Origin of the sequence: Nocardioides sp. dk884 (genome assembly GCF_009557055.1) — a bacterium.
Taxonomy (GTDB): Bacteria; Actinomycetota; Actinomycetes; order Propionibacteriales; family Nocardioidaceae; genus Nocardioides.
Map to the genome: position 1 here is coordinate 3,650,880 of NZ_CP045649.1, position 23,614 is coordinate 3,674,493.

A 23,614-nucleotide genomic window follows, 5' to 3' on the forward strand; every position below is an offset into this window, starting at 1 on the left:
TGTGACCAGACCACTTTTCTCGGCCCCCGTCTCGCCCACCGGACGGCCGGGCACCGTTCAGGAGCGTTCCGGGCCCTCGAGCCGCTCCAGCATCGAGCCCCGGCACTCCTCGCGGGTGATCGCGTAGAGCCGGTGGTCACGCCAGTCGCCGTCGATGTGGAGGTAGCGCGGCGCGAGGCCGTACTCGGCCAGCCCGAGCTTCTCCACCACCCGCAGGGAGTTGGAGTTCTCCGGGCGGATCGCGACCTCGATGCGGTGCAGCCCCAGCGGCCCGAAGCAGTGGTCGATCACCATCGCGACCGCGCGTGGCATGATCCCGCGCCCGGCGACGTCCTGGTCCAGCCAGTAGCCGATCGAGGCGAACTGCGCCGAGCCGCGCACCACGTTGTTGACCGTCACCTGCCCCACGAAGCGCTCGTCGACCTCGATCGCGAAGGGGTACGTCGTGCCCTGCCGCGCCTGGCGGTGCAGCGCGCGCACCAGGGCGCGGTACGACGTGGGGCGCGAGTCGGCGCCCGGCGGCACGGTGGCGTCCCACCGCACCAGCCACGCGGCGTTGCGCGAGCGGACCTCGCGCCAGGCGTCGCGGTCACGCAGCGACAGCGGGCGCAGCAGCACCGGCCCGGAGCTCAGCCGCACCGGCCAGGCGACGCCGGCCGACGGTGAGACCCGGGCCCCGCTCAATGGTCGCTCCCGACGACCTGCTCGACCGCGTGCACCAGCACCGGCTCGAGCACCGCGAGCCCGTCCTTCACCCCGCCACGCGACCCGGGCAGATTGACCACCAGGCACCGCCCGACGACCCCCGCGAGGCCGCGGGAGAGCACCGCGGTGGGCACCCCCTGGGCGACCCCGTGGGCGCGGATCGCCTCGGCGATGCCCGGCACCTCACGGTCCAGCAGCGCGCGGGTCACCTCGGGGGTCCGGTCGGTGGGCGTGAGGCCGGTGCCACCCGTGGTCAGCACGACCCGGGCCCCGGCGTCGACGGCCGCACGGATCGCCGTACCCACCGGCTCTCCGTCGGGCACCACCGCGGGCTCCCCGACGGTGAACCCGAGACGGCACAGCGCGTCGCGGATCAGCGGCCCGGTGGTGTCCTCATAGACGCCGGCCGCGGCCCGGTTGGAGGCGACGACGACGGCCGCGGGCAGCCCGTGCGGCTCATCTGGCGCCCCGCTCACGCGCGGCTCCAGTCGCCGGACCGACCGCCGGACTTGGTCTCCACCCGGATGTCGGTGATCACCGCACCCTTGTCGACCGCCTTGACCATGTCGACGACCGTGAGCGCCGCGACCGAGACGGCGGTGAGCGCCTCCATCTCGACCCCGGTGCGGTCGGTGGTGCGCACGGTGGCGCGGATCGCGACCGCGTCGTCCTCGACGTCGAGGTCGACGGTGACCCCGGAGATCGCCAGCGGATGGCACAGCGGCACCAGGGCCGGCGTCTGCTTCGCGGCCATGATCCCCGCGACCCGCGCGACCCCGAGCGCGTCGCCCTTCGGCACGCCCTCGCCGCGCAGCAGCGCGACCACGTCGGCGGACACGAGCACCCGCCCGGAGGCGGACGCCGAGCGCGCGGTGACCTCCTTGCCGGAGACGTCGACCATGCGCGCCGCGCCGCTCTCGTCCACGTGGGTCAGCTGCGGGCGGTCGGTCATGGGTCCTCCAGTGGACGAGGCGGGGGTCCGCCGAGGGTCAGAGCTCGGTGTCCAGCGGCAGGACGTCGACCCGCTCGCCGGCGGAGATGGTGGTGGTGTCCTCGGGTACGACGATGAGGGCGTTGGCCGAGGCCAGCTCGCCGATCATGTGCGAGCCCGCGCCGCCGACCGGCGCGACACTCGCCCCGCTGCTCTCCACGACGTACTCCGCGCGCAGGAACTGCCGCTTGCCCGCGGGCGAGGCGACCGACCGCGTCAGCCGGGCCGGGACGGTGGGCCGCACCGGCGGCTCGATGCCCATCAGCCGGCGCAGCGCGGGCAGCACGAAGAGCTGGAAGGAGACGTAGGAGGAGACCGGGTTGCCCGGCAGCGTGAAGATCGGGGTGCGGTCCTCACCGACGAAGCCGAAGCCCTGCGGCTTGCCCGGCTGCATCGCGACGCCGCCGAACCAGACGCCGGCCGGGGCGAGCGCCTCCTTGACCACGTCGAAGTCGCCCTGGGAGACCCCGCCGGAGGTGACCACGACGTCGGCGCGCACCAGCTGGTCGTGCAGCGCCTCGAGGAACGCCGCCGGCTCGTCGGGGACGATCCCGACCCGGTAGGCCAGCGCCCCGGCACGACGCGCGGCCGCCGCGAGCAGGAAGGAGTTGCCGTCGTAGATCGAGTCGTGACCCAGCGGCGTGCCGGGGTCGCGCAGCTCGGAGCCGGTGGAGAGCACCACCACGCGGGGCCGAGGGCGCGAGCGCACGGTGGCGCGACCCAGCGAGGCCAGCAGCCCGAGGTGACGGGGGCCGAGGACGGTGCCGTGCTCGACGACGAGGTCGCCGATCGAGACGTCCTCCCCGGCCGGGCGGACGTGCTGGCCACGGACGGGGGCACGGTCGATGCGGACCTGGGCGACGCCACGGTCGGTCCACTCGTAGGGCACGACCGCGTCGGCGCCGGCCGGCACCGGGGCGCCGGTCATGATCTTGGCCGCGGTCCCGGGCGAGAGCGCGAGCAGCTGGGCGTTGCCGGCCCCGATCTCCCCGACCACCGGCAGGTGCACGGGCGCGTCGGCGCTGGCGCTGGCGACGTCGCGGTGGACCACGGCGTACCCGTCCATCGCGGAGTTGTCGAACGACGGCAGCGCCACCTCGGCGACGACGTCCTCGGCGCAGGCCAGCCCGAGTGCGTCCATCAGCGGCTGCGGGTGGTCCGGCAGCGGGCGCAGGTCGCGCAGCACCCGGTCGAGGTGCTGCTCGACGCTGACCAGGTGGTTGGACGTGTTCTGGTCGCTCACGGGCTCACTCACGGGGTCACTCACCCGCGGCCGGGCTCTCCGCCGCGAGGACCGTGCCGGGGTCGACGCGGCGCGCGTTCTCGGCCTTCAGCGCGACGTCGCCGACCACCTCGACGCCCTTGCCGAAGGTGATGTCGCCGTCGACGCGGAACGCGCTGGCGCGGCGCAGGGACGGCGCACCCTCGGGGAAGCGCTTGTCGAACTCGCCGACCAGCTTGAAGAAGCCGGTGTCGAGGTCGATGAACGGCACCTGCGCGGCGGACTGGTCGAGCACGAAGTCCTCGCCGATGTCGTAGACGTCCGAGCGGAGCACGAGCAGGTCGTTGGTGGTCTTCACCGGGATGAACCGGTCGCGACCCACCTCGATCAGCCGGGATCCCTCGAACACCTCGATCGCGGCACCCATCGCGGTCTCGATCTGGACCACCTCGGGGCTCGAGGAGTCGCCGGGGTCGACGGTCTTGACGTTGCGGATCATCGGGAGCCCCAGGATGCCGGAGCGCTCGTCGAGGGTCCGCTGCATGGCGTGCAGGTCGAACCACAGGTTGTTGGTCGAGCAGAAGCGGTGCCGGCCGAGGTCGGCGAGCGCGTCCTTGTCGGCGTCGAGGGTCTGGGCGCTCTCGCGCAGCACGATCCGGCCGTCGCTGAGGCGTCGCGCGAAGTGGCCGCCCTTGCGGTCGGAGGGAGTACGACGTACCGCCTCGATCGCGAACGGCGCGCCGCTCTGGGCGAACCAGCCCGCGACCCTGGCCTCGGGTACTGCGCCGAGGTTGTCGGAGTTGGAGACGAAGACGTAGCGGTAGCCCGCCTCGATCAGCCGCTCGAGCAGACCGGTGCCGCGCAGCGCGGTGTAGATGTCACCGTGCCCGGGCGGGCACCACTCGAGGTCGCGGTCGGCCGGCCAGCTGACAGGGGTCAGGTCCTTGGTGAGGAGCTTGGGCTCCTTGTTCTGCAGGAACTCCAGCGGCAGGCCCTCGACCGGGAGGTCCTCGTAGCGCGCCAGCGCGGCCATGGTGTCGGCGGAGGTGCGGAAGCTGTTCATGAAGATCAGCGGCAGCGTCGCGTCGTACTGCTGGCGCAGGTGGAGCACCTGGCGCGCGATGATGTCGAGGAACGACAGCCCGCGGCGCACGCACAGCAGGGACTTGGCGCGGTCCATGCCCATCGAGGTCCCGAGACCGCCGTTGAGCTTGATCACCGCGGTGTGTCGCACCGCCTCGGCGGCGACGTCGTCGGGGACCTCGACGTCCGCGAGAGCCTCCATGTCGACCGGCTCGATGGTCGACTCGGGGATCATCCCGGTCTCGCCGTGCTCGAGCAGCCGGTAGTAGTGGGCGAACGTCTCGATCGCCACCTCGTCCACTCCGGCGGCCATCATCTTCTCGCGCGCCTGTGTCAGGCCTGCACTACCCATGAGCCGATCGTAGGCTCGCGGTGTGCCCGAGCCACAAATTCCTCCCAGAATCCCACCGGCCGGAGCGGCGGCGGCCAAGACCGCCGTGCGCGACCGCCTGCTCACGGCGCGCCGACGCCTGCCGCTGACCGAGATCGGCTCGGCCGCGCGCGCGATCACCGGACACCTCGTGGGGACCCCGGAAGTGGCGCGGGCCGCGACGATCGCGGCGTACGTCTCGGTGGGCACCGAGCCCGGCACCACCGCCCTGCTCGAGGCACTGACCCGCGCCGGACGCCGGGTGATCCTGCCGCGCCTGATGTCCGACGGCGACCTCGACTGGGGCACCTGGCGCGGCGAGCAGTCCCTCGCCCCCGCGAAGCTCGGCCTGCTCCAACCCGAGGACTCCCTGGGCGTCGCCGCGATCGCCACCGCCGACGCCGTGCTCGTGCCCGGCCTCGCGGTCGACGCGCGTGGAATGCGCCTGGGCCGCGGCGGCGGCTCCTACGACCGGGCGCTCGGCCGAGTGCCGGCGGGCACCTTCACCTGCGCACTGCTGTACGACGAGGAGGTCGGCGTCGACGTCCCCACCGAGCCCCACGACCGCCCCGTCCGCGCCGCCTGCTCCCCCGCGGGGTTGGTGCGGTTCTAGGTCTTTTCGGGGTCGAGCTCGGCGCGTTGGTCGGGCTCGGTCAGTCGGTCGAGGGCGTCGAACCCCACTCCCGGACGACGCCGCCGCGACCCGGAAGTCTTTACCTTCTGGTTCCGCCCGACCCCTTTTACTCGAACGCGCGTTCGAGTAAGATGAGGCATGGCCGACCACGAGCTCCCCGACTGCGACACCCCAGCCGCCGTGCTGGCGTTCGCACAGCGCCGGCGGGCTGCGGCCCAGCGGGCGGAGATCGACGTCTTAGAGGCCGCTCTCGTGTGGGCGTCGATGCACCCGGAGGAGTCGGTCGCCGAGGCGCCGACCACCGGGTTGGTCTTCGGCGAGGTCGCGGTGCCGCTGGCTGGTGAGGGTGCGCCGTTGGTGGCGGAGTTCGCGCCGATGGAGTTCGGCGCCGCGATCGGCATGTCCACCGACTCGTCACGGGCGCTGGTCGGTGACGCGCTCGAGCTCGCGCACCGACTGAAGCGGACCTGGAAGCTGGTCCGCGCCGGCAAAGTGCCGCTCTGGAAAGCCCGGCGACTCGCGCAGCTGACCACCACGCTGCCGCTGGACGGGGCTGAGTTCGTGGACCGCCAGCTCGCTGCCGTCGTCGGGAAGATCAGCTGGGCCGGGATCGAGCGGCTCGTCGACCAGGCCCGGGTCGCCTTCGACCCCGAGGGCGCGGAGAAGCAGCGCCGCGAGGCGGCCGATGGGCGTCGCTTCGACGTCCACACCCGCGAGGCGACCCACGACGGCACCGTCCACGTCGAGGGGGTTCTCGACCTTGCCGACGCGATCGACCTCGACACCGCCATCCGCCAGGGCGCCGAAGGGCTCGCCGAACTCGGGGTCACCGAGTCGTTGGACGTGCGCCGGTCGATGGCGGCCGGTGAGCTTGCCCGGCGTCAACTGGCCTTCGACCTGCGCGCCGAAGCCGGTGACGGCGACGGCGCCGCCTCGGTGATCAAGCCCCGCCAGGTCGTCATCCACGTCCACCTCTCGGCGGCCGCGATCTCTCGCGACGAGGCCGGCATCGCACACGTGGAAGAGACCCGATCCATCGTGTCGACCGACCAGGTCCGCGAGTGGTGCAGCAGCGACGCGCAGGTCGTGATCAAGCCGGTCATCGATCTCGAGGCTCATCACCACACCGACGCCTACGCGATCCCCGACCGATTGGCCGAGCAGACCCGTCTGGCGCAACCTGTGTGTGCCTTCCCCTGGTGCGAACGACCCGCCCGGCGCTGCGACACCGACCACGCCACCGCACATGGCGACGGCGGTCCGACCTGCTCCTGCAACCTGGCCCCGCTCTGCCGGCGACATCACCGGGCCAAGACCCACACCGCGTGGACCTACGACAAGACCGACGCGGCCACCTACGTCTGGCGATCACCCCACGGTCTGCACCTGATCAAGGACGGTGGCACCACGCGCCTCGTCACCGCGCACCCGCCGAACGAGTAGATCGACCGCCCCGGACCCCGCCGGCAGCAGCCAGTCGGCGGGGCCACACCCCTGCCCCGGCTCGGCCCTCTGACTCCGGTCTCGACAAGATCGACCAACGGGCCTCCGCTCGACACGGGCCTGGCTCAACCACCACACGCCGCTCGACCACCGGCCACAGCGAACCCCGAAGCCTCGGTCCTCGGTCCACGTCCACCTCTCCCACGCGCCATCAATCGCGACGAGGCCGGCATCGCCCACATCGAGGAGACCGCTCCCTCGTGTCTACCGACCAGGTCCGCGAGTGGCGCGAACGCCACGCACGCCGCTGCGACACCGCCCAGGGATCAGGCGGCGCCACGGCAGCTGCAACCTCGCCCCGCTCTGCCGACAACATCATCGGGCGAAGACCGACGCGGCGACGTACCTCTGGCGATCACCCCAGGGTTGCATCTGGTGAAGGACCGCGGGGAGACCCGGCTCGTCACCACGCACCCGCCGGACGAGTAGATCGATCACCGGCGCGCGGGACCCCGCGAAGTCTCAGCGCTCGTCGTCCTCGACCGCCTCGAGCACCAACCGGTGCTCGGCGGCGTCCTCGACGGCGTCGGGACCGAAGGGCCAGGGGATGGTCTCGCCGCGCGCCCAGAGGTCGGTCTGGTCGGTGTAGTGCTCGCTCGCGGGATGTCCGGAGACGCCGGTAAGGCTGATCCAGCGCGACTGGTCGAGATCGGCGAGGGAGACCACCATCCGCATCGAGGGCGCGGCGGTGACCTCGAAGCCCTCGGCGGCGTCCCAGGCGGTGGCGTCGACCGTCGAGCTGCCGCCGCCGACCTGCCAGCCGCCGCGGTTCACCAGCCGCTCGACCAGGGCGATCCCGGACTCCCCCAGCGACGGGGAGCGCAGCTCGAGGCGGTGCAGCTGACCCCACTGCCAGGCGGCGGGGTCGCGGTCGGAGAGCCGGGTCAGGTCGTCGCGGGCCTCGCTCAGCGCGGCAGCCAGGACGTCGTCGCGCGTCTCCCGCTGAGGGGTCCGCATGTCGTCCCACCACGGGTCGTCGGGGCGCTCGAGCAGCCGCGCGACCACGGCGTACCAGCGCTGCCCGCCGTCGGGCCACAGCTCCTCGGAGAGCTCGTCGTGGAAGGTGAGCTCGAGCAGGTTGCGCCACGCCACGTTGAAGTACGCCGCGCCGGCGCTGTCGGCGTCCTGGCTGTGGTCCCACTCCTCGAGCACCCGCTGGCCGTCGGAGACGTAGCCGTCGGGCAGCTCCACGTCGAGCAGGTACGGCGTGAGCGTGGCGGCGAACGGGTGGTGGCGGTCCAGCTGGAGGTCGAGCATGTCGTCGACGGAGACCGCGCCGACGTCGGCGAGCCGGTCGGTGAGCCGGTCCCGGATCCGCTGCGCGCGGTAGCCGCGGTCCCAGTCGTCGGTGAGGTGGTAGGGGTAGCCGGGACCGACGACCGCCTGGTTGGCGGTGACCACGAACCCCTCGTCGGGGTCGAGCGCGAACGGCAGCGCCGCGAACGGCACCGAGGTGCCGGTCCACTCGTCCTCCGCCCGCCAGCCGCGCCCGGGCAGCGAGCCGTCGTTGCCGGACTTGCGCACCGGCACCCGCCCGGGCGCCTGGTAGCCGATGTGTCCCTCCCGGTCGGCGTAGACGAGGTTCTGCGCCGGCACCGCGAAGTCGGCGGCCGCCGCGCGGAAGGAGTCCCAGTCGGTGGCCAGGTTGAGGGCCAGGATCGCGTCGGCGGTGGGCGCCGGCTCCAGCGCGGTCCACGCGAGCGACACGGCGTACTCCCGCCCGTCGCGCGCGCCGCGCTCGTCCGCGACCGAGGCGAGCTGGTCGGAGACGCCGGAGAGCACCGGACCCTGGTCGGTCCGGCGCACCTCGAGCTGGACGTCGTCGCCGCCCGCGACCTCGATCGTCTCGGTGTGGGTCCCCAGCGGTCGCCAGCCGCTGTCGTCGAGCCAGCGGTCGCCGTCGATGCGCTCGAGGTAGAGGTCGGTGACGTCGGGCCCCAGGTTGGTGAACCCCCAGGCGATGTCGGCGTTGTGCCCGATCATCACGCCGGGGACCCCGGAGAAGCTGAACCCCGCGACGTCGAGGGGGCAGTCCTCGGAGACCGTGCGGCAGTGCAGGCCGATCTGCATCCACACCCCCGGCATCGTGACGCCCAGGTGCGGGTCGTTGGCGAGCAGCGGCGCGCCGGTCTCGCTGTGCTCGCCGTCCACCACCCAGCTGTTGGAGCCGATCCCGTCGCCGCGCCCGAGCAGGGCCGGCAGCGCCCGCACGCTCGCGCCGACCTCGCGCAGGGCCGCGCGCTCGCCGGCGGTGTAGCCGGGGCGCAGCGGGTTGCGGCTGTCCGGGCCGGACGCCCCGGGCTCGAAGACCCCGTCGATCACCGCACCCTCGCCGACGATCGGCGCGTGCTCCTCGAACGGGTACGCCGGCCACAGCTGGCGGGCCCGCACGGTGCCGACCTCCGCCTCGGCCAGCACCCGCCCGATCTCCTCGCCCATGTTGCCGCGCAGGTCCCACGCCATCGCCTTGAGCCAGGCCAGCGAGTCGACCGGCGTCCACTCCTCGGGGCTGTAGGACAGCCCGCCGAGGCGCAGCACGGTGTACTCCACGGCGATCTCAGAGGCGGAGTGCTGGGCGAGGTAGGCGTTCACGCCGGCGGCGTACGCCTCCAGCGCCTCCCTCGTCTCGGGCGCGACCATCGCCAGCTCGCGCTCCGCGACCCGACGCCAGCCCATCGTGCGGACCAGCGCGTCGCTCTCGACCGCGTCCTCGCCGAACAGCTCGGCGAGCCGGCCGGCGGTCGCGTGCCGGCGCACGTCCATCTCGAAGAACCGCTCCTGCGCGTGCACGTAACCCTGGGCGCGCACCAGGTCGGTCAGGGAGTCGCCGTAGAGCTGCGGTACGCCGTGCTCGTCGCGCAGCACCTCCACGTCGGCGCCCAGCCCGGGGAGCTCACGGGAGCCGTCGACCTGCGGCAGCGGGCGCTGCTGGAGCGCCGCGACCGCGAGCGTCCCGGCGAGCAGCACCAGCACCAGCACCGCCGCGACGTACGTCGTGAGCCGCACGGCCCGCGGCTGGCTCGCGAACGACCGGGCCCACCGACGGACCCGGCCCTGCGAGGATGTGGCGTTGCTCATCGCGCGCCATTCTGCCGTGTCGTATCATTGGCACTCGCGCACGCCGAGTGCCAACACCCTCATTTCGGCGTCGACACGACCTTCCCCGCGCGGCCCTCCCGGGCCGCCGAGCAGTCCCGAGCACCCCGGAGCCCCCATGCCTACCTACCAGTACGCCTGCACCGAGTGCGGCCACCAGTTCGAGCAGGTCCAGAGCTTCTCCGAGGACGCCCTGACCGAGTGCCCCGCGTGCACCGGCAAGCTCCGCAAGCTCTACAACGCCGTCGGCGTCGTCTTCAAGGGCTCGGGCTTCTACCGCACCGACAGCCGCTCCTCGTCCTCCGCGAGCGAGCCGGCCGCGAGCTCCAGCTCCTCCTCGGGATCCAGCGACTCCGGCTCGTCCTCGACCTCGACGACCTCGACCTCGACCTCGACGACGACCTCGACCCCGGCGGCGTCCTCCAGCAGCTGACCCTGTGGAGGGCGGCTGCGGGGGGCCGCAGCGCGTCCTAGCGTCGAGGGATGCCCCTCGACCTCTCCCCCGTCACCCCGCGCGGGCCGGTCCGCGCGGCCCGCGCCGTACGACGTGCGGTGCTGGCCCGGCGCCGGCTGCTGGCCGCGGTGCTCGTCGCGGTCGCGGTCGCGGCGGGCCTCCAGGCCGGCGCCGAGCCGCCACCGCAGCGCCGTCCCGTGCTCGTCGCGGCCCACGACCTGCCCTCGGGTGCGGAGCTGGTCGCCGGCGACCTGGTCGAGGTCGGCTTCGCGCCGGGCACCGAGCCCGCCGGGCTCGCCGAGGACCCGCTCGGCCGGGTGCTCGCCTCGCCGCTGCGCACCGGCGAGGCGGTGACCGACGTACGTCTCGTCGGCCCGGCGCTGACCGAGGCCCACCCCGGGCTGGTCGCGGTGCCGGTGCGGCTTCCCGACGCCGCCATGGCCGCGCTGCTGCGGGTGGGTGACGTGGTCGACCTCATCGCCGCCGACCCGCAGGGCGGTGAGCCCGCGGTGGTCGCCCGCTCGGTGCCGGTGCTGGCGGTCCCCGACCACACCGCCGACGCCGGCGCCCAGGGCCTCGGCGGCCGGCTGGTGGTGGTCGGGGCGCTGGAGGGCGACGTTCCCGGCCTGGCCGACGCAGCTGCCCGGCGCTATCTGAGCTTCTCCTACGCCCGCTAGCCTGCGGGGCCCCGCTTCTTCCCCCAGGACACGCTAGGAGCCCCCATGCTGAGCGGATTCAAGAACTTCCTCCTGCGCGGCAACCTCATCGAGCTCGCCGTCGCGTTCATCATGGGCGGCGCGTTCGCGACAGTGGTGACCGCGCTGGTGGACGTGATCATGGATCTCGTCGGCAAGGTCGGCGGCGTCAAGGACTTCTCCGACTACGAACCGAAGGGCGTCTCGGTCGGCGCGTTCCTCACCGCCCTGATCTCGTTCGTGATCCTGGCCGCGGTCGTCTACTTCTTCATCGTCACGCCGTACACGAAGGCCAAGGAGCGCTACTTCCCCAGCGCCCCGCCCGGTACGCCGGAGGACATCAAGATCCTCGGCGAGATCCGCGACCTGCTCGCCGCGCAGCAGGGCGGGACCGCCCAGGGCGGCACCACGAACCCCGGGGTCACCGGCGGTCCCGGAGCCACCAACCCGGGGGTCTGAGCCCGAGCCGACCCGCGGTCAGGAGCCGTGGTGCGGCGGCACCTGCGCACGCAGCCAGTCGTCGTTGCCGCGGTCCCGGCCGGGCTCCGGCTCGCGCTCGTCGCGCGTGGTCTCCGGCAGCGTCTCGCCGAAGACCTCGGCGAGGCGCTTGCGGCGCTCCCAGTCCGACGCCCCGGACTCACGGGACCCGTGCTCGGCGATCACACGCACAGCCCCGCGTCGGCCAGCGCCTGGCGCTGCTCCTCGTCGCGAGCCGCGGACTCGGAGTCCTCGCCCGAGCCGTCCCCGGCGTTCTCGTCCGAGCCGTCCGACCCCTCCGAGTCGCCCGAGCCCTTGCTACCGCCCGGGACGGTGGCCGCATTGATCGCGCCGCTGTCGAGACGCCGCGAGATCTGCTCGTCGTCGCGCACCCGCTGCCACACCTTCTCGGCGTCCTCGGTCCACACGACACGGCCGCGGAACTCCTCGCGGGTGTCGTAGGCCCACGGCACCGTGATGAAGCGGATGTTGGACAGCCCGATGTCTTGGAAGCCGAGGCCCACCTTGCTGATCTTGAGCGGGTTGCTGAGCCCCGGGTCCACGGTCAGCGAGCTGGTCGCCGCCTGGAGGAACCCGATCAGCCGGTCCGGGCGGGCCAGCACCCCGCCGGAGACGACCTTGTTGGCCATCGCCGCGATGAACGCCTGCTGGCGCTTGACCCGGCCGATGTCGGAACCGTCACCCAGGGTGTAGCGGGCACGCACGTAGTTGAGCGCGTCGTCGCCGCTCAGGTCGCGGGTGCCTGCCTCGATGAAGATGCCGTGCTTGGGGTCCTCGATGTCCTCGGGCACGCACACCGGCACGCCGTCGATCGCGTCGACCATGTCCTTGAAGCCGGCGAAGTCGACCACCACGAAGTGGTCGACGAGCACGTCGGTCAGCTCCTCGAACTGCTGGATCGTGCAGGCCGGGCCGCCGAGGGCGAACGCGTCGTTCCACATCGCGTTCTCGGCGCCCGGGATGACGCTGCCGTCCTCGGCGATGCAGTCGGGCCGGGTGACCAGGGAGTCGCGCGGGATGCTCACGCCGTAGGCGTGGGAGCGGTCCCCGGAGAGGTGGAAGAGGATCGTGGTGTCGGAGCGCTGGCCGCTGCCGGTCAGACCGTCGATGTTGTTGCCGTCGCCGTCGCGGTCATCGGAGCCCATCACCAAGATGTTGAGCGGCTCCTGCGGGCCGTCGTCGACCGCCTTGTCGGGCCGGTCGTCGCCGAGCTGGTCGGCGATGTCCTGCACGGTGATGTTGCCGGTGAGGTCGCGGTAGAGCCAGATCGTGCCCAGCGCGGTGACCATGCCGAGGGTGACCACGATCGAGGCGATCACCTTGGCGACGGTGTGGCGACGCGGCGGCTTGGCCTTGCGTCGTCCGGCGGGCGCGGGGACGTCCGACGGGGCAGCAGGGGGCTGCTCTTCGGGCATCTGTCACCTCGGGTGCGTGGGCGGCGCGACCGACGTTACGCGGTCGCCCCTATTGTCCTCCGGCCTCGCCCCGAGCGCGAAACCGGGACCCGGTGTCACGCACACGTCAAGCATGTCGGGGTGTGACGCACGTCGCGGGAGCTCGCCGGGAGTGCGACCGGCAGCGATCGGGGACCCTGGGCGGGTGAGCCTGCTGCACGAACCCCACCACGACGGTTCCCCGACGTACCTCGACGACGAGGCGCCGGCGCTCGGCGCCAGCGTCACGGTGCGTGTCCGCACGGCCGCAGGAGACCCGGTCGAGCAGGTCTGGCTGCGCACGACGTACGACGCGGAGCCGGTCTACCACCCCTGCACGGTCACCTCGCGCGACGCCGACACCACCTGGTGGGAGGGCACGCTGCCGGCGCACAACCCCCTCACCCACTACCGGTTCCTGCTCGCCGACGCGGAGGGCAACCAGCGGTGGCTGACCGCGGCGGGGATCGCCGAGCACGACGTCTCGGACGCCTTCGACTTCCGGGTCACCGTGCACGAGCCGGCGCCGGACTGGGGCCGCGACGGGGTCGTCTACCAGGTCTTCCCCGACCGCTTCGCCCGCTCCGCGGCCGCCGAGGAGCGGGCGACGCCCGACTGGGCGCTGCCGGCGGACTGGGACGACGAGGTGGTCTTCGAGCTCAGCGACCCGCGCACCGCTGTCCAGCTCTTCGGCGGCGACCTCGACGGGATCGTGGAGCACCTCGACCACGTCGCCGAGGTCGGCGCCACGATCCTGTACACGACACCGGTCTTCCCCGGCGAGAGCAACCACCGCTACAACGCCTCCACCTTCGACGGCGTCGACCCGCAGCTCGGCGGCGACGCGGCGTACGAGCGGCTGGCCCGCGCCGTCCACGCCCGCGGGTGGCGCCTGCTCGGCGACCTGACGACCAACCACACCGGCGACACCCACGAGTGGTTCGTGAGCGCGGCCGCCGCCCCCGACGCCCCGACCCGCAGCTGGTACCACTTCGACACCGACGGCGGCTACGAGTGCTGGATGGGGTTCGCGACCCTGCCCAAGCTCAACCTCGCCGACCCCGACCTGCGCGCGACGATGGTCGAGGGGCCCACCTCGATCGTGGCGCGCTGGCTGCGCCCGCCGTACGACGTCGACGGGTGGCGCATCGACGTGGCGAACATGACCGGGCGCCTCGGCGCCCTCGACGTCAACCACGAGGTCGCGCGGGCGGTGCGACGCACCGCGCAGGCAGAGCGGCCCGACGCGCTGGTCATCGGCGAGCACAACCACGACGCCTCCGAGGACCTGGACGGCGACGGCTGGCACGGCACGATGAACTACTCCGGCTTCTCCTGGCCGGTGTGGTCCTGGCTGCGCTCCCCGGACTCCCCCGCGCGTCCCTTCGGGCGCCCGCTGCCGGTGCCGGTGCGACCGGGGCCGCTGGTGCAGCGCACCTTCCGCGAGTGGCTGGCCCGCTACGGCTGGCGCGCGGCGAGCGCGTCGTGGAACATCCTGGGCTCCCACGACAGCGCCCGGATCCGCACCGTCACCCAGGACCCCGCGCGGCACCGGGTGGCGGCCGGCCTCCAGTTCACCCTGCCCGGCGTGCCGATGGTCTTCGCCGGCGACGAGATCGGCCTGGAGGGGATCGCGGGCGAGGACTCCCGGCGCCCGATGCCCTGGCAGCACCGCGAGCGGTGGGACACCACCACCCTCGCCGCGTACGCCGCGCTGGCGAGCGCGCGCCGCGAGCACACTGCGCTGCGTCGCGGCGGGCTGCGCTGGGCGCACGTCGACGACGACACCCTGGTGTTCGTGCGCGAGCACCCCGACGGCAACGTCCTCGTCGCCGCGCGCCGCGCGGCGGGCCCCGCCGTACGACTCCCGGCCGGGCAGCTCCTGGGTCCCGCCGGCGACCTGGACGGCACGGTGGTGGTCGCCACCGAGGGCGCGCCGGGCCCGCTCGAGCGGGAGGACGCGGAGGTCGTGGTGCCGGCCGGGGACGGCGCCTCGCTCACCGTGTGGCGCCTCTGAGGCCCGTTCCCTGGCGCGGGGGTGCCCCCTATGGTGGGGCGATGGCGCTGCGCATCGTCGCGACCCGCCCGGACCCGGCCATGCTGCGGGTCCCGTGGTCGGTGCCGCTGGAGGACTGGACCAACGAGCTCGTCCTGCCGCTGCCCCGCGGACTGTCGCGCCACGTCGTCCGGTTCATCCGGCTGGGCCCGCGCACCTACGCGGTCAAGGAGACCGTCGAGGCGATGGCGTTTCGCGAGTACCGGCTGCTGCGCGACCTCCAGCGGCTCGATCTTCCGTCGGTCTCGCCGCACAGCGTGGTCACCGGACGCGTCGATGCCCAGGGCGAGGAGCTGCCCTCCGCGCTGCTGACCGAGCACCTGCAGTTCTCCCTGCCCTACCGCACGCTGTTCTCCCACGGACTGACCACCGACCGGGTGCCGGCGCTGGTGGACGCGCTGGTGGTGCTGCTGGTGCGCCTCCACCTCGCGTCCTTCTTCTGGGGTGACGTGTCGCTGTCCAACGTGCTGTTCCGGCGCAACGCGGGCGGGTTCGCGGCGTACCTCGTCGACGCCGAGACCGGGGAGCTGCGCTCGACGCTGTCGCGTCCGATGCGCGAGCACGACATCACGATCGCCACCGAGAACGTCTTCGCCGAGCTCCTCGACCTCCAGGCCTCCGGGGCCCTGGACCCGGACGCCCCCGCCCACCTGATCGCGATGTCGATCCAGGAGCGCTACACCGCGCTGTGGGCCGAGCTGACCGACGTCGAGGAGTTCTCGGTCGCGGAGATGTGGCGCATCGAGCAGCGCATCGAGCGCCTCAACGACCTCGGCTTCGACGTCGACGAGCTCGACATCGTCACCGACTTCGACGGCGACCAGGTGCGCATCCAGCCCAAGGTCGTCGAGCTCGGTCACCACCGCCGCGAGCTGCGCGCGCTGACCGGGCTCGAGGTCGAGGACGCCCAGGCGCGACGGCTGCTCAACGACCTCGCGGCGTACACCGCCCACCACGACCTGGGACGCGAGGACCGCAGCCGGGTCGCGGCGCGCTGGCTGGCCGAGGTCTACGAGCCGCTGATCGCGATGATCCCGCCCGAGCAGCGCGGCAAGCTCGACCCGGCGGAGTTCTTCCACGAGGTGCTGGTGCACCGGTGGTACCTCTCCGAGCGCGCCGGCCACGAGGTCAGCATCTTCGACACCGCGGCCGACTACGTCGCCGGCGTACTGCCCGGACGCCCCGACGAGCTGGTCACTCCGGTGCTCGACGTCTGAGCGCGCCACTGGCGCCGACTCGGCGCGCCATTGGCGCCGACTCGGCGCGCCATTGGCGCCGACTCGGCGCGCCATTGGCGCCGACTCGGCGAAAGAGGGGGTCAGGGGCGGCAGACGCGGCAGGGGGTGAGGTGGGCGTTGTCCTCGCCGACCGGGTGCAGGTCGTCGCGGTGGGCGATCAGCGCGCAGTCGCGGCGGTGGATGGTGGTGCCGTCGCCCGCGGTGACCGGCAGCGCCGAGACGTCGACGCCCTGGTCGTTGAGGGCCGCCGATCGGGAGGTGACGTCGGCGAGCACCAGCAGGGTGTCGGCCAGCCGCTTGGAGGACTCCCGCCCGTCGTCGGCGATCCGGGCCAGCCAGGCGCCGAAGTAGAGGAACCCGCCGCAGAAGGTCAGCCCGAGCCCGAGCAGGCCGCCGGAGACGAGGTAGGAGAGCTGGTCGTACTGGTACGGCGTGTTCGCGGCGCCGTACCAGCCCAGCACGATCACGACCAGGCCCAGCGGCAGCAGGATCGCGCCCGCCCAGAACAGCACGAGCTGGAGCAGCTGGTAGTGGTTGTTCTTCAGCGGCGCCGCTCCCGAGCCGGCCTGGGCGCCCCGCCCGCCGGCGCGGGGCAGGTGGGCGGGGAGCGTGCCGGTGTGCCGGGAGTCGGCGGCGGGCTGCATCGTGGTCATCGCGGATCAGGCCTTTCGGAGGTCGGGCAGGCCGCTGTCGAGGCCGTGCGTGCAGGCCGCCCCGCTCCCGAGGGCGAGCGCGCCGATCTTGCGGAGGTAGGAGCCGGCGACGCCGGCCAGGGCGAGTCCGCCGAGCAGGAGCATCCCGGGGATCGAGAACAGCGCGGGCAGGCCCGCGGCGACCGGTGCGGCCGCCGGCATCTCTCCGCCGGGCGCGGCGTCACCCCCGCCGCCCCCGCCGGCGGGGGTACGTCGCCGCCGGGCGCGGGTGCCGCGGGGTCGCTGCCGGCGCCGGTGTCGCCGCCCGGCGGCACCGCCGCGTCGCCGCCCGGCTCGGTGCCGGTGTCCGGCCCGGGCTCGGTCGGCTCGCTCGGCGGCTCGACGGCCGGCGGCTCGATGCCCTGCACGGTGTCGACGGTGGCGGTCGCGGTGCCCAGGGTCAGCACCAGCCGCGGCGCGAGGTCGGGGACCGAGGAGAGCAGGCTCTTCACGATCGCCGCCTCCTCGGGGAACGGGATGCTCTTGATGAGCTCATCGATCGGGCCCCTGAGCTGCTTGAGCAGCGGGCTGAGGACCGCGGTGTCGACCTCGATCTGGAGCGCGGACACGGTGGTGGTCGCCTGGTCGCCCTTCACCGTCCGCTTGCCCTTCGGCAGCGTGACGGTGATGCCGAGGCTCTTCAGGGCCCGGGCCGGGTCGGTGCCGAGGCCGGGGATCTGGAACTGCTGGCCCGCGGCCTCCACGCCCTCCGGACCGATGCTGAACCGCTGGCCGAGCACCTCCAGGGTGCCGAAGCTCGCCGCGCCCTCGGCCCGTCCCTTCGTGCCGTCGCTGAGTGCCGAGGCGTCCGCGGTGATGCCGGACAGCGTGAGCAGGCCACCGAGGATCTTGACCTCCCCCAGGGCCGCCTTCGAGACCAGCGAGGCCTTGCCGCCGCTCACCGAGGAGCGGGTCAGCGCGACGTACCCGTCGACGTCGACCAGCGCCGCGATCGCGGCGGGGATCGGGCAGGCCTCCTCCTCGATCTCCGCCCCCGGCGCCGCGCCGGGCGGGGCGGCTGCCCCGCCGAGCAGGCCGCCGGTGAGGCCGGTGAGCAGGCTGCCGTCGAGCAGGCCGCCCAACAGGTCACGGTCGCCCTTCTCCACGTCGCAGTCGGTGGAGAACCCGGCCTTCGCGACGACCGAGCCGTCCTTCGCGGTGGTCCGCATGACCGCGCCCGGGATCGGCTCCTGGCGCTGGGTGTCCGGCCCCGAGGGGAAGCCGGAGTTCACCTGCACCGGGTAGCCGTTGCCGGCCAGCGCGTCGACGCCGGCCTGCGGGAAGCCGAGCTGCTCCAGGAACGTCTTGAGCCCCTCCCCCAGCGGGTCGCCCGGCCACAGGTAGCTGGCCCGGCCCTTGCCGCTGGTGGAGTCGGCGAGCACCTTGCTGTACCCGAGCATGACCTCCAGCTGCGGGTCCGCCGGGATCGGCAGCACCGGCTCGTAGACCTCCAGGCGGATCGGCGCCGCCCAGCCGGACATGTTGTAGCCGCTGAAGGCGCCGTCCGTGCCGGACCCGGACTCCGTCCCCCCAGCGGAGTCCGGGGCCGAGCCGTCACCGTCGCTCTCGCTCGGAGCGCCCTCCTCGCTCGCCGTGGCCGGGGCGGCCAGGGGCAGCCCGGCGGCCAGGAGACCGGCGGCGAGCAGCGGGGCGACCAGTCGGGCCCGCCGTGAGCGTCGGTGTGATCTGGGGGTCATGCGACACCTCCGAGGATGACGTCGTCCATGGTCTCGAGGATCTCGGCGGGTTCGCCGGTGGCGACGATGCGGCCGCCGATCATCACGGCTGCGTAGTCGGAGACCCGGAGCGCGGTGCGGGCGAACTGCTCGATGCACAGGATCGAGACCCCGCTCTCCGCGATCTGGGCCACGGTGTCGTAGAGCTCGTCGACGATCAGCGGGGCCAGGCCCATCGACAGCTCGTCGAGGAGCAGCAGCGCGGGGTCGGAGGCCAGCGCGCGCGACATCGCGAGCATCTGCTGCTCCCCGCCCGACATGGTGCCGGCGAGCTGGTGGCGGCGCTCGGCGAGCCGCGGGAAGTAGGAGAACGCCGTCTCCAGGACCGCGCCGGCCGGGACCCCGGCGTACGACATCAGCACGAGGTTCTCCTGCACGGTGAGGTTGGGGAAGACCGAGCGGCCCTCGGGCACCGTGCACAGCCCGACCCGGGCGAGCTCGGCGGAGTCGGCGCCGCTGACGTGCACACCGGCGAGGTGGATGTCGCCGCCGGTGGCCTGCTTCTGCCCGGAGATCACCTTGACCAGCGTCGACTTGCCGGCGCCGTTGGGACCGAGCAGCGCCATCACCGCGCCCTTCGGCACGGTCAGGTCGACGCCGCGCAGCACCTCGATGCGGCCGTAGGCGGCGTGCAGGTCGAGGACCTCGAGGATCGGCACGCTCATCGGATCGGCTCCCTGACCGCGGGCAGCACCATCGTGGCGTCGGTGGCGTCCGCCTCGGCCGGGGCGAGAGCGGCACGGGTCACGTCGACACCCCCACGGCCGACGTGACCCGCACCTGTTCGTGGGCCGTCGTCGTCGCCGTCGGAGTAGCCCAGGTAGGCCTTCTGCACGGCGGCGTCGCGGCGGATGTCGCTCGGTGCGCCGGAGGCGATCACCGAGCCGAAGTCGAGGACGTGGATGTCGTCGCACACCGACATCACCAGGTCCATGTCGTGCTCGACCATGAGGACCGCGCGGCCCTCGCGGGCGAGCTCGGCGAGCAGGTCCCCGAACGCGTCGGTCTCGGACTCGTCGAGGCCGGAGGACGGCTCGTCGAGCAGCAGCAGGGCCGGCTCCCCGGCCAGGCAGCGGGCCAGCTCGAGCAGCCGCGCGGTGCCGGTGGGGATGGAGTCGGCGCGCTCGTGGGCGTAGGCGGCGATGCCGACCCGCTCGAGCAGCGCGTCGACGTCGGTGGCCACCGGGCGCAGCATCCCCAGGACGCCGCGGTGGATGTCGAAGGCCACCCGCACGTTCTCGCGCACGGTCAGCGACCCGAACGCCTCCAGGCGCTGGAAGGTGCGGCCCATCCCGCGACGGGCCCGGCGGTTCACCGGGAGCCGGGTCACCGAGCGGCCCTCGAAGCGGACCTGGCCCCGGGTGGGCTTCTGCAGCCCGCTGATCACGTTGAAGCACGTGGTCTTGCCGGCGCCGTTGGGACCGATCAGGCCGGTGATCCGGCCCGCGTGGGCCTCGAACGAGGCGTGGTTCACCGCGGTGACCCCACCGAACTGCACGACGACGTCGTCGACCTCAAGGAGCGGCATGGACCCGCACCTCCTCCTGCTCGGGCTGCTGGGGCTGCTGCGGGGCGGGCGCGTCCGCGCCCCCGTCGTACGACGCGGCGCCGGGCGGGCCGATGCCCCGCTCGGGCAGCACCGGGAGCCGCGCGCGCAGCCGCGGCAGCAGCCGGGTCCGCGCGAGGTGACCGCCCTGGAAGAGCAGGTTGGCCAGGCCGTTCGGGTCCCGGCCCAGCGCGACCGCGCCGAAGCCGATCACCACGAAGACCAGCCCGGACAGCTCGGGGTAGTCGCTCTGCAGGACCGGCATCAGCATCAGCCCGATGCCGCCGAGCGTGGCGCCGGTGACGGTGGTGACGCCGAAGACCACCGCGAGCAGGAGCAGCGGCAGGCTGTTGAAGAACTGGAAGTCCGCCGCGCCGATCGTCTCGCGCAGCCCGGCGAACAGCGCGCCAGCCATCCCGGCCATCCCGGCCGACAGCGCGAACAGCCCGACCCGGAACCACCGCATGTCCAGCCCGAGGGTCCCGCAGGCGGCCGGGCTGTCGCGCATCGCGATCAGCACCCGCCCGAGCGGGCCGCGGCGCAGGCCGAGCAGGAACAGCGCCATCAGCACGAAGAAGACGGCCATCAGCATCACGTAGCCGCCGGTGGAGCTCACCGCGGTGCCGAAGAACGACATCCGCCCGGCCGGCAGGGTGCCGTTGAACCCGAAGGCCGACTCGTGCTGGAAGACCAGCTTGTCCATGATCACGCCGAAGGCCATGGTGGCGAGCGCGAGGTAGAGCCCGGTCAGCCGCAGCACCGGCAGCGCGACCAGCGCGCCGACGCCGGCGGCGATCAGCGAGGCCAGCGCGAGGCCGTAGAGCGACGGCTCGTCGAGCTTGGCGTAGGCCAGCGCCCCGACCCCGGCGAAGGAGAGCTGGGCCAGCGAGACGTGGCCGCCGTACCCGGTCAGCAGCACCAGCGAGAGCATGATCATCGCGTAGGTCGCGGCGGTGCCGAGCAGCAGCAGGTGGGCGCTCGACAGCGATCCGGACAGCAGCGCGACGACGCCGAGCAGCACGCCGCCCCAGGCCAGCGCCTTGGGCAGCGACGGCACCGGGGCGGCCACGCTGCCCTTGACCTGGCCGATGCGCAGCTGGGCCTGCGGCAGCGCCACGATCACCGCGAACAAGAACAGCGCCGGCATCACGTTGCGGACGCTGTTGAAGATGCCCTCGGTCGGCAGGTAGCCCGAGGCGTACGACGTGGACAGGCCCAGCACCATCGCGCCCACGAACGTCATCGGCAGGCTCTTGAGCCGCCCGAACATCGCGGCGGCGTAGGCGTTGATGACCAGCAGGGTCAGCGCGTAGTAGTCCAGGCCGACCTGGGAGACCAGCAGCACGCCGGCGAGCGCGGCCAGCGACGTGCCGATCGCCCAGGACAGCGCGGCTGCGGTGTCGGGGCGGCCGCCGAACAGCTTGAGCAGCTCGGGGTTGTCCACCGAGGCGCGCATCGCGGTGCCGATGCGGGTGCGGCTGAGCAGCAGGAACAGCCCGGCGGCCACGATCGCCGAGAGCAGGATCGTGATCAGCTGGTGCCCGGTGACGGTGACGGAGCCCAGCTCCACCCGGGTGTCGGGCAGGAACGGCATCACGCTGCGCGCCTCGGGCTTCCAGACCTGGGTGGCCAGCCCGATGCAGCCGACCAGCAGCCCCACCGTCACCACCAGCGAGACGCTCACCGGGCCCTCCCCCAGCCCGCGGCACACGAAGCGCTGGAGGAACCAGCCGATCGCCGGGGCGACCACGAGCAGCACCAGCACCAGGGCCAGCCACACCGGCATCCCCTGGCGCACGCTGAAGTCCCAGAACAGGAACGACATCACCATGCCGAGGGCGCCGTGGGCGATGTTGAAGACCCGGGTGGTCGTGTAGGTCAGCACCAGCCCGCTCGCCGCGATGGCGTACGCCGCGCCGCTGAAGAGACCGAAGACCGTGAAGGCCAGGAACGTGCTCATGCGCGGACCTCCTCGGCGGACTGGCGGTGGACGGGGACAGGTAGGAGGGGCAACGACGCGTGGCACCGGAGGTGACGCGGGCCGGGGCCGGCAGCGGGCGCGGTCATCGCGATCAGCCGACCTTGGTGGTGCCCTTGCAGGAGTACGCCGTGCCCCCGGAGGGCACCCAGCGACCGCCCTTGAGCTCCAGGAACCGCCAGCAGTCCCCGGTGCGCTTGGCCCCGACGTTCTGGGGCGCGTGCAGGCCGTTGGCGTCCCACTTGGCGACGCCCTTGAGGTCGGCGACCAGCGTGGCGCGGCTGAGCTTGCCGCCGAGCGCGGTGGAGCGCTCGACGAACAGCCGCGCGGCCGACCAGGAGTAGAGCCCGAAGAAGCTCGGCTGGGCGCCGGGCTTCACCTGGTTGAGCCAGCTCAGGTAGAGCTGGAGCTCCTTGTTCTTGGCCTGCTCCTCGAACGGCGTGAAGTTGATGAACAGCTTCGTGCCCTCGACGTCGCTGCCGCCCCCGACGTACTCCTTCGTGTAGGCGGTGGGGTCGAGCATGAAGACCTCGGGCTCGAAGCCCTGCTGCTTCATCGCCTGCGCCATCCGCACGAACTGCGCGCTGGCGCCGATCATCTGCACGTACTCCACGCCCTTGTCCTTCATGGCCTGCACGTACGGCGCGTAGTTGAACTCCGCGACGTCGAGGCCCTGCACGTAGACGAAGCTCATGCCCTGCTTGCCCATCGCGGCGGCCTGGTACTTGGCGTTCTCGCTCGAGGCGCCGGCGTTGACGTAGAGCATCGCGGCCTTCTTGGCGGCGCCCGCGTGGTTGCGCACGACGTAGTCGGGCACGGCGTTCTGGAACTCGGTGGCGCTGGTGGACTGCGCGCCGAAGCAGGTGGTGCACCCGGCGCGGTCGGCGCTCACCGCCGCGGAGCGGATGTCGGGAAGCCCGCACTGCTGGGCGGTGCTGGAGCCGCCGGAGTCGAAGGCCGACATCGAGCCGATCATCGCGAACGTCGTGTCGCAGGCGTCGGTGTAGGCGGTCTGGTTGGCGCCGGCGTCGCTGCGGCTGTCGTAGGTCTTCAGCTCCAGCTTGCGTCCGCACAGGTCGGTGGTGGCGTTGAAGTAGGCGACGTAGGCGCGCACCGCGTCCTGGCTGGCCTCGAAGAGCCCGGGCACCGGGCCCGAGACGTCGGCGGCGTTGCCGATGACGATGGTGTCGGCGGTGATGCCGGTCTGGTTCTTGAACCCGGTGCAGCTGCCGGCCTTGACCTGCCCGGTGGGGGCGTTCTCGCCGTCGCCCTTGGTGCCACCGCCCCCGCCGGCGTCGCCGCTCCCGCCGCCCGCACCAGCGGCGCCGGGCGCCGAGCCGCTGCCGGGGTCACCGGTGGCGCCGGGAGCGCCCGATCCGCCGGGCCCGCCCGGCCCAGAGCCGCCGGGAGCCGCTCCCTCGGCCAGCGGCTGGCCGTTCTCGTCCACCGCGCCTGCCCCCTGCCCCGCGGAGCCGGCGCTGCCGAGCACGGTCTCGGGCTCGAGCTGGGAGCCGCAGGCCGCCAGGACCAGGCAGAGCGCCGCCGCAGCGGCCGCCACCGGGACCGCAGCACGCCGTGAGCGACGTCGGCCGGGTGCGGGGCGAGCGAGACGAGCCACGGGATCCTCCACCAAGAACTAGAACAGGCACCAGTTCTTGAACGAGGTCCCGCGGCAAAGGTGACG

Annotated in this window: 21 protein-coding genes; 7 read left to right on the forward strand and 14 right to left on the reverse strand. The window is 73.1% G+C overall.

Going from position 1 to position 23,614, the window contains the following annotated elements:
• Window positions 1-57: 57 nt before the first annotated feature.
• From GFH29_RS17435 to GFH29_RS17455, 5 genes are read right to left on the reverse strand one after another with little or no spacing between them, the layout of a single operon-like run.
• Window positions 58-684 carry a GNAT family N-acetyltransferase gene (locus GFH29_RS17435; protein WP_153325038.1) on the reverse strand — a complete coding sequence of 209 codons (627 nt, stop codon included), beginning with the start codon at window positions 682-684 and terminating at the stop codon, window positions 58-60.
• Window positions 681-1,181 carry a MogA/MoaB family molybdenum cofactor biosynthesis protein gene (locus GFH29_RS17440; protein WP_416224770.1) on the reverse strand — a complete coding sequence of 167 codons (501 nt, stop codon included), beginning with the start codon at window positions 1,179-1,181 and terminating at the stop codon, window positions 681-683. The genes GFH29_RS17435 and GFH29_RS17440 overlap by 4 nt, the downstream gene beginning before the upstream one ends.
• Complete coding sequence (moaC, locus tag GFH29_RS17445) at window positions 1,178-1,657, reverse strand: cyclic pyranopterin monophosphate synthase MoaC (RefSeq protein WP_153325039.1); 480 nt, start codon at window positions 1,655-1,657, stop codon at window positions 1,178-1,180. Before moaC ends, GFH29_RS17440 begins: the two co-directional genes overlap by 4 nt.
• Window positions 1,658-1,694: 37 nt before the next feature.
• Entirely contained in the window at window positions 1,695-2,939 is a 1,245-nt protein-coding gene (gene glp, locus GFH29_RS17450) for a gephyrin-like molybdotransferase Glp (protein ID WP_228387575.1), read from the reverse strand.
• Between the two features lie 16 nt (window positions 2,940-2,955).
• Window positions 2,956-4,353 carry a UTP--glucose-1-phosphate uridylyltransferase gene (locus tag GFH29_RS17455; RefSeq protein WP_153325040.1) on the reverse strand — a complete coding sequence of 466 codons (1,398 nt, stop codon included), beginning with the start codon at window positions 4,351-4,353 and terminating at the stop codon, window positions 2,956-2,958.
• An 85-nt stretch (window positions 4,354-4,438) separates the two neighbouring features.
• On the opposite strand from GFH29_RS17455, the gene GFH29_RS17460 reads away from it, so the two are divergent.
• Complete coding sequence (locus tag GFH29_RS17460) at window positions 4,439-4,984, forward strand: 5-formyltetrahydrofolate cyclo-ligase (protein ID WP_228387576.1); 546 nt, start codon at window positions 4,439-4,441, stop codon at window positions 4,982-4,984.
• 159 nt (window positions 4,985-5,143) lie between these two features.
• A complete protein-coding gene (locus GFH29_RS17465) occupies window positions 5,144-6,448 on the forward strand; it encodes an HNH endonuclease signature motif containing protein (RefSeq protein ID WP_153325041.1) in 1,305 nt (434 codons plus the stop codon).
• Window positions 6,449-6,970: 522 nt separating this feature from the next.
• Here the strand turns inward: GFH29_RS17465 and GFH29_RS17470 are convergent.
• Window positions 6,971-9,586 carry a penicillin acylase family protein gene (locus tag GFH29_RS17470; protein WP_153325042.1) on the reverse strand — a complete coding sequence of 872 codons (2,616 nt, stop codon included), beginning with the start codon at window positions 9,584-9,586 and terminating at the stop codon, window positions 6,971-6,973.
• 136 nt (window positions 9,587-9,722) lie between these two features.
• Here GFH29_RS17470 and GFH29_RS17475 point away from each other — a divergent pair, with 136 nt between their 5' ends.
• From GFH29_RS17475 to GFH29_RS17485, 3 genes are read left to right on the forward strand one after another with little or no spacing between them, the layout of a single operon-like run.
• Window positions 9,723-10,037: an FmdB family zinc ribbon protein gene (locus GFH29_RS17475; RefSeq protein ID WP_153325043.1), complete on the forward strand. Its 315-nt coding sequence runs from the start codon at window positions 9,723-9,725 to the stop codon at window positions 10,035-10,037.
• 50 nt (window positions 10,038-10,087) lie between these two features.
• Window positions 10,088-10,735 carry an SAF domain-containing protein gene (locus GFH29_RS17480; protein ID WP_153325044.1) on the forward strand — a complete coding sequence of 216 codons (648 nt, stop codon included), beginning with the start codon at window positions 10,088-10,090 and terminating at the stop codon, window positions 10,733-10,735.
• Window positions 10,736-10,783: 48 nt separating this feature from the next.
• A complete protein-coding gene (locus tag GFH29_RS17485; protein WP_153325875.1) occupies window positions 10,784-11,212 on the forward strand; it encodes an MscL family protein in 429 nt (142 codons plus the stop codon).
• An 18-nt stretch (window positions 11,213-11,230) separates the two neighbouring features.
• Here GFH29_RS17485 and GFH29_RS17490 read toward each other — a convergent pair whose 3' ends face one another.
• Both GFH29_RS17490 and GFH29_RS17495 read right to left on the reverse strand, forming a co-directional pair.
• Entirely contained in the window at window positions 11,231-11,422 is a 192-nt protein-coding gene (locus GFH29_RS17490; protein ID WP_153337418.1) for a hypothetical protein, read from the reverse strand.
• A complete protein-coding gene (locus tag GFH29_RS17495; RefSeq protein WP_153325045.1) occupies window positions 11,413-12,666 on the reverse strand; it encodes an LCP family protein in 1,254 nt (417 codons plus the stop codon). The genes GFH29_RS17490 and GFH29_RS17495 overlap by 10 nt, the downstream gene beginning before the upstream one ends.
• A gap of 184 nt (window positions 12,667-12,850) precedes the next feature.
• On the opposite strand from GFH29_RS17495, the gene GFH29_RS17500 reads away from it, so the two are divergent.
• Together GFH29_RS17500 and GFH29_RS17505 are read left to right on the forward strand one after the other, a co-directional pair.
• A complete protein-coding gene (locus tag GFH29_RS17500) occupies window positions 12,851-14,701 on the forward strand; it encodes an alpha-amylase family glycosyl hydrolase (RefSeq protein WP_228387578.1) in 1,851 nt (616 codons plus the stop codon).
• Between the two features lie 41 nt (window positions 14,702-14,742).
• Window positions 14,743-15,957 (forward strand): DUF4032 domain-containing protein, encoded by a 1,215-nt coding sequence (locus GFH29_RS17505; protein ID WP_153325046.1) that lies wholly within the window; start codon window positions 14,743-14,745, stop codon window positions 15,955-15,957.
• A 101-nt stretch (window positions 15,958-16,058) separates the two neighbouring features.
• Here GFH29_RS17505 and GFH29_RS17510 read toward each other — a convergent pair whose 3' ends face one another.
• The 6 genes from GFH29_RS17510 to GFH29_RS17535 all read right to left on the reverse strand — a co-directional run bounded on the left by GFH29_RS17510 (window position 16,059) and on the right by GFH29_RS17535 (window position 23,548).
• The gene (locus tag GFH29_RS17510; RefSeq protein WP_153325047.1) at window positions 16,059-16,631 is read right to left on the reverse strand and encodes a hypothetical protein; all 573 of its coding nucleotides are present in this window, start codon (window positions 16,629-16,631) and stop codon (window positions 16,059-16,061) included.
• On the reverse strand, window positions 16,628-18,367 hold the full coding sequence (locus GFH29_RS17515) for a choice-of-anchor P family protein (protein ID WP_153325048.1): 1,740 nt from the start codon (window positions 18,365-18,367) through the stop codon (window positions 16,628-16,630). The genes GFH29_RS17510 and GFH29_RS17515 overlap by 4 nt, the downstream gene beginning before the upstream one ends.
• Window positions 18,364-19,071, reverse strand: coding sequence for an ABC transporter ATP-binding protein (locus GFH29_RS17520; protein ID WP_153325049.1), 708 nt, complete (start codon window positions 19,069-19,071; stop codon window positions 18,364-18,366). Before GFH29_RS17520 ends, GFH29_RS17515 begins: the two co-directional genes overlap by 4 nt.
• Entirely contained in the window at window positions 19,068-19,934 is an 867-nt protein-coding gene (locus GFH29_RS17525; protein ID WP_153325050.1) for an ABC transporter ATP-binding protein, read from the reverse strand. The genes GFH29_RS17520 and GFH29_RS17525 overlap by 4 nt, the downstream gene beginning before the upstream one ends.
• Window positions 19,921-21,912, reverse strand: a complete 1,992-nt coding sequence (locus GFH29_RS17530) for an ABC transporter permease subunit (RefSeq protein ID WP_153325051.1) — start codon at window positions 21,910-21,912, stop codon at window positions 19,921-19,923. The genes GFH29_RS17525 and GFH29_RS17530 overlap by 14 nt, the downstream gene beginning before the upstream one ends.
• Window positions 21,913-22,024: 112 nt before the next feature.
• Window positions 22,025-23,548, reverse strand: coding sequence for an ABC transporter substrate-binding protein (locus tag GFH29_RS17535; RefSeq protein WP_153325052.1), 1,524 nt, complete (start codon window positions 23,546-23,548; stop codon window positions 22,025-22,027).
• Between the last annotated feature and the right edge of the window lie 66 nt (window positions 23,549-23,614).